This is a genomic window from Rhodococcus sp. SBT000017 (assembly GCF_003688915.1).
Classification (GTDB): Bacteria; Actinomycetota; Actinomycetes; order Mycobacteriales; family Mycobacteriaceae; genus Rhodococcoides.
This window is the reverse complement of the sequence record NZ_REFU01000001.1, coordinates 3,049,409-3,062,379: the sequence shown is the minus strand read 5'-3', so window position 1 is coordinate 3,062,379 and position 12,971 is coordinate 3,049,409. Positions and strand designations below refer to the sequence as shown.

Sequence of the window (12,971 nt, the reverse complement as noted above, 5' to 3'; positions counted from 1 at the left end):
TGCGCGCGCTTTTGCGGCAACCGGAGCCCCGCAACTATGCCCCACCAACAAACGCGCGCGCATTTGCGGCAACCGGGGTGCGCCCCCCACCATCCCCGGCACACGACAACGGCCGCACTCGAGAACGAGTGCGGCCGTTGTGAGTCAGTGGATCAGAACGCTGCTTCGTCGAGTTCCATGATGTCGTTGTCGATGTTGGTGAGGATTGCTCGGGTGGAGGTGAGCTGCGGGAGGATGTTCTTGGCGAAGAACGATGCCACGGCGATCTTGCCCTCGTAGAACGCCTTGTCCTTGCCCTCTGCACCGTTGTCGAGTGCAGCGATGGCGATTTCGGACTGACGCAGCAGCAGCCAGCCGATGAGCAGGTCGCCGAAGCCCATCAGGAAGCGCACCGATGCCAGGCCGACCTTGTACAGCTCGGTTGGCTGGTCCTGTGCACCCATGAGGTGCTGGGTCATCGAGGTGACGATGGCCTGCACGTCTTCGAGTGCGGTGGCCAGCAGTGCGCGCTCGGCCTTGAGGCGGCCGTTGCCTGCTTCGCTGTCGATGAACGACTTGATCTGTCCGGCAACGTGAGCGAGCGCTACGCCGCGGTCGCGGGCGATCTTGCGGAAGAAGAAGTCCTGCGCCTGGATGGCGGTGGTTCCTTCGTACAGCGAGTCGATCTTGGCGTCGCGGATGTACTGCTCGAGCGGGTAGTCCTGCAAGAATCCGGAGCCGCCGAGGGTCTGCAGTGATTCTGCGAGTACCTGGTAGGCGATTTCGGAGCCGACGCCCTTGACGATGGGCAGCAGGAGGTCGTTGACGCGGTATGCGATGTCTGCGTCCGCGTCCGAGACCTGCTTGGCGGTGACCGGATCCTGGTGTGCGGCGGTGTAGAGGTACACCGCGCGCAGGCCCTCCGAGTACGCCTTCTGCATCATGAGGCTGCGGCGCACGTCGGGGTGGTGGGTGATGGTGACGCGGGGAGCGGTCTTGTCGGTCATCTGCGTCAGGTCTGCGCCCTGGACGCGCTCCTTGGCGTACTCGAGTGCGTTGAGGTAGCCGGTGGAGAGGGTACCGATTGCCTTGGTGCCGACCATCATTCGGGCGTGCTCGATGACGTCGAACATCTGCGCGATGCCCTTGTGAACCTCGCCGACGAGCCAGCCCTTGGCGGGGACGCCGTGGCCACCGAAGGTGAGCTCACAGGTGGCGGAGGCCTTGAGGCCCATCTTGTGCTCGACGCCGGTGACGAATGCGCCGTTGCGCTCGCCCGGTTCGCCCTTCTCGAAGTCGAAGAGGACGGACGGTACGAAGAACAGGCTCAGGCCCTTGGTGCCCGGTCCGGCACCTTCGGGACGAGCGAGTACGAGGTGGAAGATGTTCTCGAACATGTCGTCGGAGACAGCCGAGGTGATGAAGCGCTTGACGCCCTCGATGTGCCACGAGCCGTCGTCCTGCTTGATGGCCTTGGTGCGGCCGGCACCGACGTCGGATCCGGCGTCGGGCTCGGTGAGCACCATCGTGGCACCCCAGCTGCGCTCGACAGCGACCTTGGCCCATTCCTTCTGCTCGTCGGTTCCGTTGTGGAACAGGATGTTCGCGAAGCCGGGGCCTGCGGAGTACATGAATGCTGCGGGCTGCGAGCCGAGGAGCATCTCGTTGATGCCCCACAGGAGGTTGCGCGGGGCAGGCATGCCGCCGATTTCCTCGTCGAGGCCGACGCGCCACCACTCGCCGTCGTAGAGCGCCTTGAACGACTTCTTGAAGGAGTCGGGCAGCTTCAGGCTGTGGGTGTCGGGATCGAAGACGGGCGGGTTGCGGTCGGCGTCCGCGAAGGACTCGGCCAGCGGTCCCTCGGCCAGGCGTACGACCTCACGCAACATGTCGCGGGCAACTTCGCCGTCCATGTCGCCGAAGTTGTCGCCTTCGAGTGTCTCGTCGAGTCCGAAGAGCTCGAAGAGGTTGAACTCGAGGTCCCGAAGGTTGCTCTTGTAATGGCCCATTGCTCGTTCGCTCTCCAGTCGGTGGTGCGGTCTCGTGAGTACCGCCCAAGTTAGCTACTCGTCGGTAACTTAATGGATATTACCCCCGATCCGGTTCGCTGCCAAGGGGAGACCTACTCGCCAGTAGCAGTGCATCGATCGCTGTGCCGCCGGTCACGTCGCGATAGCGGTTCTCAGCCGTGAGAACGGTCAGCCGAGAACCGATGTCCGACGCCAAATCCTCTGGTGTGTACAGGATTTCGGCTTCCTGCGGGCCGCCGACGCCCCACTCGATGTTCTCGGCGTGGTGCCCGAGAATCATGAGGGTTCCATCAGGTTTCAGCGCTGAAACTGCCGTCGATACGGCCGTGCGCCGCTCTTCCGGGGGCAGATGGAGGTAGAACATGAGAACCAGGTCATAGTTCGGTTCTGTCGACAACTGCGTCACATCGGCGTGGACCCAGGTCAGGCGCTCGCGCACCGAGCGCGGTGCCGAGGCGGCAACACGACTCGCCTTCGTCAGTGCGACCGACGAGAAATCGACGGCGTCGACGGTCCAGCCGCGGGTTGCCAGCCAGATGGCGTTTCGGCCCTGACCGGACGCGAGGTCGAGTGCCCGACCACGTTTCAGCGTCGTCGCGACTTCCACCAATGTTGCGTTCGGTGCCTCGCCGTAGACGAGTTCTCGGCCTTCGTACTTGCGATCCCAGTCTGCGGCGTCCACCCGGGGAAGCCTAGTGGGGCCTCCTACAGCGTTGTGCGCAGCAGGAGCACGTTGTAGTTCTGGTAGACCGTGGCCAGGAAGTACAGGTCGCGGCCGGTCGAGTAGGGGTGGATGTACGGCGCGTAGATGGAGCTGACCTCGCGGGTGTCGACCAGAACCTCCGGCGGGCTCCACGGCCCGACGGGCGACGGCGAGCGCCGCAGCACGATGGAGTTGGCGTTGTCGGTCGTCATCATCAGGTACTGACCGAGGGTCGCGTTGTATGCGACGGAGAGTTCGCCGACGCCGCCGACGATGGGTGCGGCCGCGGCCGGGTCGCCCTTCTTCCAGTCCTGGCCGGTCCAGTACTCGTATTCGCCGAGCCGGGCGATGTCCTGTTCCTTGACGCGGGCGATGTGTCCGAGGTTGAAGCGGCCGGGCGGTGTGCCGTACTGGTAGACGTAACCGCCGTCCTTGAGGTAAGCGCTCTGCTGGAAGTTGCGATCGCCGCCGACACTGGGCCGCTGGGTGTCGGGAAGAGCTGCCCAGTTCTCCCCGTTGTCGTTCGACACGGCCAGGCCGGAGAAGTTGGTTTCCCAGGTGCCTGCGGGTCCCCAGTTCTTGACCGACATCAGGTTCAGGTACTGACTGTCGCCGACGGCCACGCCGGCCGTCGGGATTCGGCTGATCTCGACGAACGGGATCTTGGGGCTGGGGACGACCTCTTTGGTCTGACCGATCGGGTCCAGCACGACGCTGTCGAAGTTCATGCCGTCGGCGAGGTTTCGGTCGTTGCTACGCACGATGGCGTTGCTGCGCCACGACCACAGGCTGCCCTGCAGCAGGTTGGGTACGCCGAGACCGGCGGTATCGCCGAAAGCCGTCAACACCTCGCCGCGGCCGTTGTCCCACATGATGCCGAGATCGGTGCCGATCATGTTGACGTTCTGTGTGTTGTTGGGGCTCGAAATCCCGGTCACTTGAGCGACGGCTTGTGCACGACCGTTCAGCTGCGGCAGTCCGAACGTGCCGTTGAGTCCGGCAATGGGATTGACCGCGTTGGGATTGGCGAGCGCGTTGGGCCCGGTGACCAGCAGCGACGTAGCCACGGCCATGACGGCAACGGTCAATACTTTGGAACCCACGCGACTCACGACGTACTCCCGATTTCGATTTCACTCCCCGGCAACCGTGGAGAACCATATCAGCGGTTTGTTCGGGAGGTATTGAATCGATGGATCCGCTGTTTCGAGAAATCGGGCGAATGCAACTCGGTGTCGTAATCTGGACAGTGTGAGTGATCTGCCCGATTCCCGGCTGGCGAGGGATTTGTCCGTCAGTGCGATGCGGCTGAATCGGAGGCTTCGTCTGCGCCATTCCAGCGACAGATTGCCGGTGGCTCACCTGTCGATTCTGACGACGTTGCTCCGTGAGGGGTCGATGACGACGGGGGAGTTGGCGGCACGGGAGCGGATCAAGCCGCCGTCGGTTTCCAGGTCCTCGCACGCCTTGGTCGAGTCGGGGCTGATGTGCCGGGAGCCGCATCCGACGGACGGTAGGCAGGTGGTTCTGTCGCTGACCGATGCCGGGACGGCGACTGCGCGTCAGGAGGTCGCCGCTCGGGAAATCGCGCTCGCCGAGCAATTGGAGGAGTTGACGCCGCAGCAGCGGGAGACACTGGCCGCGGCGGCTCGTATTCTGACCGAGATCGTCGAACGGGTCGACTGAACGCCGTCAGTTCTCGTGGTGAACTTCGTGATCGAGAGCGTCGACGTCCCACTCGATGGTGGACCCCAGTTCTTCGGAATCGCCCCGGCGTGCGACGCGACCGAGGACGGTGGCGACGACTGTCGCGAACACCACCCACACGGCTACGCCTATCAACAACCCGGTCATGTCACACTTTCTAGCACCTGTGTCTGTGAAATCGCCGTGAAACGGTGGTTCGGCTTTGTTGCGATTCGATATTGGTCGCGTCCGGTCCGGCAATTCGGGCAGATCGAAGGCTCTGTTCCACAACGGATGTGGAGGTTTCGGGCACAAATTCGAGTTTCGTCGAAAACAGACCTCTCGGAACGGACCGAAACCCCGATCAATTACCCATTTGCCTGACGGCGATACGGAATCGGCTGGTCGGTGCGCACAATTGCGCCACCGCTTCGAGATCGGACTCGAAATCGACATCGCGCAATTCGGGGAGCATCGTGATCGACGCTCCCGCTGCGGCCAGAGCATCGAGCGTGTCGGTGCCCGTCGACGGCGCAGACATGGGCACGTCGAGCAGGGACCGTGCGAGGGCGGGGTTGCGCAGCCCCAGCGCCCACCAGCCGCCGTCCTCTGCCGATCCCAGCACGTCGCTGGTGCCGAGATGAGCGGCAGCGTCGGACAGCAATTGCGCCGTCACCTGTGGGGTGTCCATGCCGATCTGCAGTACCGCGCCGGTGGTGGCTGCGTCGGCGTGTGCATTGGCCAGTCGTTCGCCCAATCCGTCGCCGCGCTGCGCTATCACCGTGAACGACGCCAGAGCCAGGGTGAGTTCGTCGGCACGGGCCGCGTCGGCGAGGGAGCCGGTGAGGGCCACGACGCGGCGGTCGACGTCGGCGGCCGAGACGGCGTCGAGGGTGTCCAGCAGCGAGGCCGCGGCCAGTTCGGCTGCGGCGGCGTCGCCGATCGTGGCGGCGAGGCGCGTCTTGGCCAGACCCGGAACGGGGGCTTTGGCGACGACGAGAGCGGTGACGGTCACGAGAGCACCTTCCAGAAATCTCGCACGGCGACGATCGTCCCCTTCACCGAGCCCGAGACCTTGGACGTTCCGGCGGTCCGTGGTCGGTAGTCCACGTCGTGTTCGACGACGGTCCAGCCGGCTTCGGCCGCCAGCACGAGCAGCTGCAGCGGGTAGCCCGAGCGGCGGTCGGTGACGTCGAGGTCGAGCAGTGCCTGACGGCGTACTGCGCGGATGGCTCCCAGGTCGTGGACGGGAAGCTTGTACTTGGTGCGAAGTCGAAGTGAGAGAACGGCATTGCCGATCCTGGCGTGCAGGGGCGAGCTTCCCTTCGCCGGTCGGCGGCGACCGACGGCGAGGTCCGCGTGATCGAGGGCGGTCACGAGGGTCGGCAGGTCGCGTGGATCCATCGAGCCGTCTCCGTCGAGGACACAGACGATCTCGGTGTCGGCCGCGACGACGCCTGCATGGACTGCTGCGCCGTAGCCGGGCACCGTTTCGGTGACCACTGTTGCTCCGTGGGCAGCGGCCACGGCGGCGGTGGCGTCGGTGGAGTTGTTGTCCACCACGATCGTCAGGTAGCCCGAGGGGACCGAATCGAGCACTGCAGGAAGCGATTCGGCCTCGTTCATGCAGGGGATGACGACGGTGACCGACTTCTGCTCAGACACGGGGTGGTCCCGTGCCCTCGGCGTCGCGCAACGGTGCGTCGGCGAATGCGGTGAGACCGTCCCTCGGCATGATCTTCGCGCGGAATCCCAGTGTCTGTTCGGCCAGTCGGGAACTGGCGACGATGTGCCGTACATCGCCCGCTCGGTAGCGTCCGGTGATCTCGGGCGTGGGCCCGCCACGTGCGTCGGCGAGGATGGTGGCGACCTCGCCGATGGTGATCGGCTGCCCCGAGCAGACGTTGAGGGCGGTGAAACCGTCTACCTCCGCCTCGATCGACGCGATGTTGGCGGCCGCTACGTCGTGAACGTGCACGAAATCGCGGGCCTGCTTGCCGTCCTCGTACACGGTCGGGGCCTGACCGAGTTCCAGAGACGACCGGAACATCGCGGCCACACCGGAATACGGGGTGTTGCGCGGCATGTGTGGTCCGTAGACGTTGTGGTACCGCAGTGCGACCACGGAGCCGCCCGTGGCGAGCGCCCAGGCGGAGGCGTAGTTCTCCTGTGCCAGTTTGCTCGCGGCGTAGATGCTCCTGGGCTCGAGTAGCGAATCCTCTTCCACCAGAAGCCAATCGAGTGGCTCACCGGACCGCGGATCGCGATTGTCGAAGAGCCCGGCGTCGAGATCGGCGCGGGTGCGGGGAGGCGGAACGACGGTTTCGCCCGAGGAATTGAGGTATCGCCCCTCACCGTAGACCACCATCGAGGAAGCGAGAACCAGTCGGGAACAGCCTGCCTCGTACATCGCGGCGAGCAGAACCGCCGTCCCGTAGTCGTTGTGGCTGGCGTAGGCCGGGGCATCCGCGGCATCGACTCCGGCTCCGACGACGGCGGCCTGGTGACACACGACATCCACCCCGCGCAGTACGTCGACGAGCGAGTCCTTGTCGCGTACATCGAGATCGATGATGCCGTCGGCTCGCGCTCCTGGGCCGTGAGCCGATTCCAGCATGGCGTCGACGGCAACCACCTCGTGGCCGGAGACGGCGGCCGCATCGAGAATGTGGCCGCCGATGAATCCGGCTGCGCCGGTGAGCAGTACCCGCGTCATGGCAGTTCGATCGGCAGCGTGAGGCCGGTGTGCACCCGACACGTGGGGCAGTCGCCGGTGGGAGCGTCGGAGATGGCCGAGCGCACCAGTGCCTTGAGCGGCTCGATGTTCTTCTGGAATTCAGCGAACACGTCCACCGCCTTGACGCCCTGACCCGATTCGATGCCGGCGTCGAGGTCGGTCACCAATGCGATCGGTGCATAACAGAGTTCGAGTTCGCGAGCCAGGACCGCCTCGGGGTGGCCGGTCATGTTCACCAGTGTCCAACCCTGGCGGGCGAACCATTGGCTCTCGGCACGAGTGGAGAACCGAGGGCCTTCGACGACGACCATGACGCCGCCGTCGATCGCCGAATCCTGGACCGCGGACTTCCTCAGCGTGGGGCAGTACGGGTCTGCGAATTCGACGTGAATCCCGCCCTCGTCGAAGTAGGTCTGTGCACGCCCTGAGGTTCGGTCGACGAGCTGATCGGGAATCACGACGGTGCCCGGGCCGTACTCGGACACCAGGGATCCGACCGCACACGGCGCGAGCACTCGCCTCACCCCGAGCATCCGCAGCGCCCACATGTTGGCGCGATACGGCAGCGTGTGCGGTGAAAACTCGTGGTTTCGGCCGTGTCTGGGCAGAAACGCGACTCGCCGACCTTCCACCTCGCCCAGCGTGATCGGGGCGCTGGGAGCGCCGTAGGGGGTGTCGAGCACTACCTCTTCGGCGTCGCCCGCGAAGAACGAGTAGAAGCCGCTGCCGCCGATGACGGCTATCTCGGCCCGCCCCGTCGCGTCGTAGTTCATCTACTCATCCTCCATCACCGTCGGTCGATATGCTGGTCCGAAGTCGCGTTCGCCTCGAGTCCGCAGGGAGAAAAGACTATCCGTTACTGGAGAGAAGCCGTCGCAGGCACGTTGGCCGTCGTGCTCGTCGCGGTCGCGTTCGTCGTTCCGTACCTCGGCAACGAACTCGTCACCCCCATCATCAACAGAACTCCGCAGCAGGTGCGCGATTTCGCCGATGCGGCACCGCTGTTCGGCTTCCGCGAGATTCACGTGGGATGGGGAACTCCCGTCGCCGTCCTGATCGCCGTGGCCACGGTGTTGTGGGGGCCGACGGTGGCACGTCGACTGTCGTGGACGCGACTGTTGTTCGTCGTGTGGGGTGCGTCGGCGGCCTGGACGATGTCGCTGGCGATGGTGGACGGTTGGAAGCGCGGCTTCGTGAACCGGCTGGCATCGACCGACGAGTACTTGCACGAAGTGCCCGGCGTCACCGACATTCCCGCCACGCTCCGCGGCTTCTCCGATCGCATCCTGGACTACCAGGCCGATTCGTGGACGACGCATGTGTCGGGTCATCCACCCGGCGCGTTGCTCACCTTCGTGTGGCTCGACCGTCTCGGCCTCGGCGGTGGAGCCTGGGCGGCGACGCTCTGCGTGCTGGTCGGTACGAGTGCCGCTGTGGCGCTGGTACTCACACTCCGGGTACTCGGCGACGAGAACATCGCACGGCGTGCAGCACCGTTCGTGGCGATCGCCCCGGCGGCAATCTGGATCGCCGTCTCGGCCGATGCGTTCTACGCAGGTGTCGCCGCGTGGGGAATTGCGCTGCTGGCGATCTCCACGAAGCGCTACCTGTGGCCCGCGTCGATCGGCGCGGGAGTGTTGCTCGGTTTCGGCGTGTACCTGAACTACGGGTTGGTGCTGATGGGCCTGCCCGCCGTCGCGGTACTGATCGCCGGACGGAGGATTCTGCCGTTCGTCGGCGCGCTGATCGGTGCACTGATCGTCGCCGGGATCTTCACCGCGTACGGATTCTGGTGGTACGACGGCTACTTGCTGGTGCAGGAGCGCTACTACCAGGGCATCGCGACCGATCGCCCGTTCGAGTACTGGGGTTGGGCCAACTTCGCGGCGATGTTCTGCGCGCTGGGTGTTGCTGTGCCCGCGGCGTTCCCGCGGATTCTCACCCGGCTCGAGCCGATCAATCTGTTGGTGATCGCGGCGATCGCCGCGGTGGTGATGGCTGATCTGAGCCAGTTGAGCAAAGCCGAGACCGAGAGAATCTGGCTGCCCTTCGCGATGTGGATGCTGATCGCGCCCGCGGTGTTGCCGATCAGGACGCATCGTTTCTGGTTGGCACTGCAGGTGATCGGTGCGTTGGCGATCAATCATCTGCTGTTCACGAATTGGTGAACGGAGCCAGCGTCATCTGAGCGAACCAGCGCCCGTCGATCGGTGCCACGTCCACCACTCGAAGGCCGGCGGCACCGGCGAGATCCGCGGTGGCGTCGGCGCTGACACTCGACCAGGCGAACCAGTCGCCGACCATGGTGTCGGTTTCCCATCGAACGGTGCGGTGGCGAACTCCTGTGTCGCTGGGCGCATCCACTTCGGCAATGACCGCTCCGTGCGGTGCCAGTAGATCCGCCGCGCGGCGGAGCAGTCGCACCGGGTCGCCGCCGATGCCGATGTTGCCGTCCGCAAGCAGGACACAAGACCAGTTGCCGGTGTCGGGCAGCGGCTCGAAGAGGTCGCGGAGCACGGCATTGCCGCCGCGGCCGATGGTCAGATCGACAGCTGCTTTGGAGGTGTCGACTCCGAGTGCCGAAACACCGCGTCGGGCAAGCGCTTCGGTGAGGCGCCCGGGCCCGCAGCCGAGATCGATGGTGGAGCCGGTGCATCGGCTGAGCATGGCGCGATCGGCGCGGCGATCCTCCGCGGACGAGGCGCTGCCACCCATCCAGCGGGCGGTGGGGAGCTTCTGCCTGCTGCCGTCGGAATCGCCTATCCAGCAGGGTAGTCCAGCTGCTGCGCGGTTGAAGAGTGTATCGGCGGTAACGCTCATGCTCGGCTCCGTACGAGGATCAATCGAATGAAGTAAGCGATTGCGCTCACGATGAACAACGCAGCGGTCAACGCGAGCCAACGTCCGAGGAATGGCTCCTGCGTCGAACCGGTTGCGGCGCGGTAGGACTCCGCACCCTGCGAGAGTATCCCGGGGAAGAACATCAGAAACGTCAGTGCGGTTCCGAGGGCGGGGACACGAACGAAATTCACCGGTGACACGGCCAGGGTTCGGCGTGGGATACGGGTGATCACTCGATCGGCCAGCGAGTAGAGCGGGAACAGTACGGCGTCGTGCAGCAGTACCGATCCGAAGAACCACACGAGTATGGACTTCCACCAGATGTCGCTGTTCCACAGACTCTGCGGCCCGGCGAGAGTGACGACGTAGCCGACCAGCGCGAACGACAGCAGTAGACCGACCGCGTGCAGCGGGTGCCCGCCGTAGATCTTCGTGAACGCCCTCATTCGAGGCTCCTGACCATGCGACGCAAACACCCGTGCGCGAGGGCCGCCGTCTTCGACGGCGGCGACTCGCGCACGGGCGTTCAGGAAGTGATTATGCGGTGTTGATCGTGATGGTCGCAACGCCCACGAGCAGTCCCGGGGTCACAGCATCGGTGTTGAAGGTGCTGTTGAGCAGTCCGGCAGCGGTCTCCGAGATCTTCACCTCGGTGCCCTGCAGGATTGCGGTGTTGTCGGGTCCGGTAGCGAGCGGCTGCAGGGTGCGGCCGTCGAGATCGAACAGAACTGCGTCTGCAGCTGCTTCTTCGCCGTTGACCATGACGTCACCGGTGAGGATCGAAGTGCCCGGGTCGATGTCGAAGTTGATGAGCTCGACGACGGTCTCGCCTGCGGTCAGCGACAGGCCGCTGCCGTCGTGGTTGATCTCGCCCTGGACGTAGGGGTCGACGGTGCCGGGCTCCCAGTACTTGACGTCGCCGCCGGTGATCGGGAACGCGATGGAACCGTCTGCCAGGGTCGCGGTTCCGACGACGCCGGGCGTGAGGCCCAGAGTGGTCAGTGCGCCGGTGAAGCCGGCATCCAGAGCAACTGCGGTGTCGACACCGGTGAGGTCCTCGACCTCGGCTGCGGGCTCGGGCTCGCTCTCCACGGCTTCTGCTGCCGAAGAGGTGGCTGCGTCGACGGTGTCGGATGCTTCCTCGCTGGAGCATGCGGCAAGCGGGACGATGGTGAGTGCACCGATTGCGGTGGCGGCCAAAGCTTTACGAACAGTGAACATGTCGGTCAACCTTCCGTGCTCGTCTCTCGAGCGTTGTGGGTCATTCGGCGCTGCTTGCCGAGCGGATGGGTTCCATCTCGATCCCCTGCAAGGGAGCGTGCCCACCTGTTACCCGACAAACCGGACTCCCAAACCGGAAATTTTCCGAAAGGTTCACGTGCGGATCAACGAAGGATCAAGTCCGCTGCTCGTTCGCCGATCACCACCGAAGGCGCGTGAGTGTGTCCGCGGATGATGCTCGGCATGATCGACGCGTCGGCGACGCGAAGGCGGTCGACGCCCCGCACCCGCAGCTCGGCATCGACGACACTGTCGGCATCGTTGCCCATACGGGCAGTGCCGACGGGGTGATACAGAGTGTGCGCATTCTGCTCGAGGGCCTCGGTGAGCAGGTCCGCCGGGGAGATGTTCGACGCCACCCTGGGGCGTACGACGTCGCCGAGCAGTCCCTTCAACGACGGGGTTTCGGAGATCGCGACGCAGACGCGGAGGCCTTCGATCATCGCCTTGCGGTCCAGTCCGCCGGGGTCGCTGAGGTAGCGGGGTTCGACGATGGGCTTGGCCAACGGGTCGGCCGATCGGAGGGTGATCTCGCCGCGGCTCTCCGGCTTCACCAATACGGACCCGATGACTGCGGCGTGGGCGTCCTGGGCGATGAGGCCCTCGTCGAAGAACGGTGCCGGGCCGAAGATGAGTTCGACGTCGGGCAGGGCCAGGTCCTCGCGGCTCTTGATGAATCCGTACGCCTCGCCGACGTTGGAGGTGAGCATGCCGCGTCGGCGCGCGAGGTAGTTGACCAGTTCCGGGATCTTCTCGGCGTGGAAGAGGGAGTCGGTCTCGGTCTGCCAGCCGATGAGGGCGGCCAGATGGTCGAGCAGATTCTGCCCGACGCCCGGTGAGTGATGCCGGACCGTGATGCCGTGCGACTTCAGTTGTTCCTGGTCGCCGATGCCCGAGAGCATCAGCAGTTGCGGGGTGTTGATGGCTCCGCCGGACAGGATCACTTCTCTGCGTGCGCGCACGGTGTGCAGCGATCCGCCGGAGGTGTATTCGACGCCTACCGCGGCGCTGCCCTCGAAGAGGACGCGGGTGGCCTGCGCGTCGGTGAGGATGGTGAGGTTCTTGCGCTTCTTCGCCGGCCGCAGGTATGCATCGGCGGTGCTCCACCGTGCTCCGCGCTTCTGGTTGACCATGGTTCGGCTGAAGCCCTTGGGCTCGGGCAGGTTCGCCGTTTCAACCGGGTAGCCGGCTTCTTCGACGGCGTCGAGGAACGAGGACGTCAGGGCGCGTGAGCTGCGCTGGTGCGAGACGACGAGCGGGCCGTCGGTACCTGCATCGAGTTCGGTTGTGCCCTCGATGTTCTCGATCTTGCGGAAGTATCCGACGAGGTTGCGGAACGACCAGGAGTCGTCGGACACCGCCGCCCACTCGTCGTAGTCGGCGGCGAATCCGCGAACCCACATCATCGCGTTCATCGACGACGAGCCGCCGAGCATCTTGCCGCGTGGCCAGTAGATGCTGCGATCACGCAGCTCCGGTTGCGGTTCGGTGAGGTAGTCCCAGTCGACTTCGCTACGAAAAAGTTTGGAGAATGCAGCGGGGATGTGGGCGAACTTGTTCTTGTCCTCGGGGCCTGCCTCGAGGAGGATCACCTCGTTGCGGGGGTCTGCGCTGAGGCGATTGGCCACCACCGCGCCTGCCGAACCTGCGCCAACCACGATGTAGTCGGCCGTCGTGCGCTGAGAGCTCATGATTGTCCTTCGGTCGTCGTCGA

At 65.0% G+C, this 12,971-nt stretch carries 14 protein-coding genes; 2 read left to right on the top strand and 12 right to left on the bottom strand.

Translation table 11 applies throughout. From position 1 onward, the window contains the following. Window positions 1-152 precede the first annotated feature (152 nt). The 3 genes from AYK61_RS14260 to AYK61_RS14250 all read right to left on the bottom strand — a co-directional run bounded on the left by AYK61_RS14260 (window position 153) and on the right by AYK61_RS14250 (window position 3,785). Window positions 153-1,988, bottom strand: coding sequence for an acyl-CoA dehydrogenase (locus AYK61_RS14260; RefSeq protein WP_121871252.1), 1,836 nt, complete (start codon window positions 1,986-1,988; stop codon window positions 153-155). A gap of 79 nt (window positions 1,989-2,067) precedes the next feature. Beyond that, entirely contained in the window at window positions 2,068-2,691 is a 624-nt protein-coding gene (locus tag AYK61_RS14255; RefSeq protein ID WP_121871251.1) for a bifunctional 2-polyprenyl-6-hydroxyphenol methylase/3-demethylubiquinol 3-O-methyltransferase UbiG, read from the bottom strand. 23 nt (window positions 2,692-2,714) lie between these two features. Beyond that, window positions 2,715-3,785: a DUF4185 domain-containing protein gene (locus AYK61_RS14250; RefSeq protein ID WP_121872750.1), complete on the bottom strand. Its 1,071-nt coding sequence runs from the start codon at window positions 3,783-3,785 to the stop codon at window positions 2,715-2,717. A 178-nt stretch (window positions 3,786-3,963) separates the two neighbouring features. Between AYK61_RS14250 and AYK61_RS14245 the strand changes: the two genes are divergently transcribed. Beyond that, window positions 3,964-4,398 (top strand): MarR family winged helix-turn-helix transcriptional regulator, encoded by a 435-nt coding sequence (locus AYK61_RS14245; RefSeq protein ID WP_121871250.1) that lies wholly within the window; start codon window positions 3,964-3,966, stop codon window positions 4,396-4,398. Between the two features lie 6 nt (window positions 4,399-4,404). Here the strand turns inward: AYK61_RS14245 and AYK61_RS27330 are convergent, their stop codons facing one another. The 5 genes from AYK61_RS27330 to AYK61_RS14220 all read right to left on the bottom strand — a co-directional run bounded on the left by AYK61_RS27330 (window position 4,405) and on the right by AYK61_RS14220 (window position 7,908). Then, window positions 4,405-4,566 carry a hypothetical protein gene (locus AYK61_RS27330; RefSeq protein WP_183130283.1) on the bottom strand — a complete coding sequence of 54 codons (162 nt, stop codon included), beginning with the start codon at window positions 4,564-4,566 and terminating at the stop codon, window positions 4,405-4,407. Between the two features lie 196 nt (window positions 4,567-4,762). Further along, complete coding sequence (locus tag AYK61_RS14235; protein ID WP_121871248.1) at window positions 4,763-5,413, bottom strand: DUF2064 domain-containing protein; 651 nt, start codon at window positions 5,411-5,413, stop codon at window positions 4,763-4,765. Next, entirely contained in the window at window positions 5,410-6,063 is a 654-nt protein-coding gene (locus tag AYK61_RS14230; RefSeq protein WP_121871247.1) for a glycosyltransferase, read from the bottom strand. The genes AYK61_RS14235 and AYK61_RS14230 overlap by 4 nt, the downstream gene beginning before the upstream one ends. Then, window positions 6,056-7,114, bottom strand: a complete 1,059-nt coding sequence (locus AYK61_RS14225) for an NAD(P)-dependent oxidoreductase (RefSeq protein ID WP_121871246.1) — start codon at window positions 7,112-7,114, stop codon at window positions 6,056-6,058. The genes AYK61_RS14230 and AYK61_RS14225 overlap by 8 nt, the downstream gene beginning before the upstream one ends. After that, a complete protein-coding gene (locus AYK61_RS14220) occupies window positions 7,111-7,908 on the bottom strand; it encodes an S-methyl-5'-thioadenosine phosphorylase (RefSeq protein WP_121871245.1) in 798 nt (265 codons plus the stop codon). Before AYK61_RS14220 ends, AYK61_RS14225 begins: the two co-directional genes overlap by 4 nt. Window positions 7,909-8,019: 111 nt before the next feature. Between AYK61_RS14220 and AYK61_RS14215 the strand changes: the two genes are divergently transcribed. Then, window positions 8,020-9,303: a hypothetical protein gene (locus AYK61_RS14215; protein WP_397484943.1), complete on the top strand. Its 1,284-nt coding sequence runs from the start codon at window positions 8,020-8,022 to the stop codon at window positions 9,301-9,303. On the opposite strand, the gene AYK61_RS14210 is transcribed toward AYK61_RS14215, so the two are convergent. The 4 genes from AYK61_RS14210 to AYK61_RS14195 form a co-directional block, all read right to left on the bottom strand. Then, a complete protein-coding gene (locus AYK61_RS14210; RefSeq protein WP_183130282.1) occupies window positions 9,290-9,955 on the bottom strand; it encodes a methyltransferase domain-containing protein in 666 nt (221 codons plus the stop codon). The two genes, AYK61_RS14215 and AYK61_RS14210, sit on opposite strands and share 14 nt — an antisense overlap. Then, on the bottom strand, window positions 9,952-10,422 hold the full coding sequence (locus tag AYK61_RS14205) for a hypothetical protein (RefSeq protein ID WP_121872748.1): 471 nt from the start codon (window positions 10,420-10,422) through the stop codon (window positions 9,952-9,954). The genes AYK61_RS14210 and AYK61_RS14205 overlap by 4 nt, the downstream gene beginning before the upstream one ends. Before the next feature lie 91 nt (window positions 10,423-10,513). Then, complete coding sequence (locus tag AYK61_RS14200; RefSeq protein WP_121871244.1) at window positions 10,514-11,197, bottom strand: hypothetical protein; 684 nt, start codon at window positions 11,195-11,197, stop codon at window positions 10,514-10,516. Between the two features lie 164 nt (window positions 11,198-11,361). After that, the gene (locus tag AYK61_RS14195; protein WP_121871243.1) at window positions 11,362-12,948 is read right to left on the bottom strand and encodes a GMC family oxidoreductase; all 1,587 of its coding nucleotides are present in this window, start codon (window positions 12,946-12,948) and stop codon (window positions 11,362-11,364) included. Window positions 12,949-12,971 lie beyond the last annotated feature (23 nt).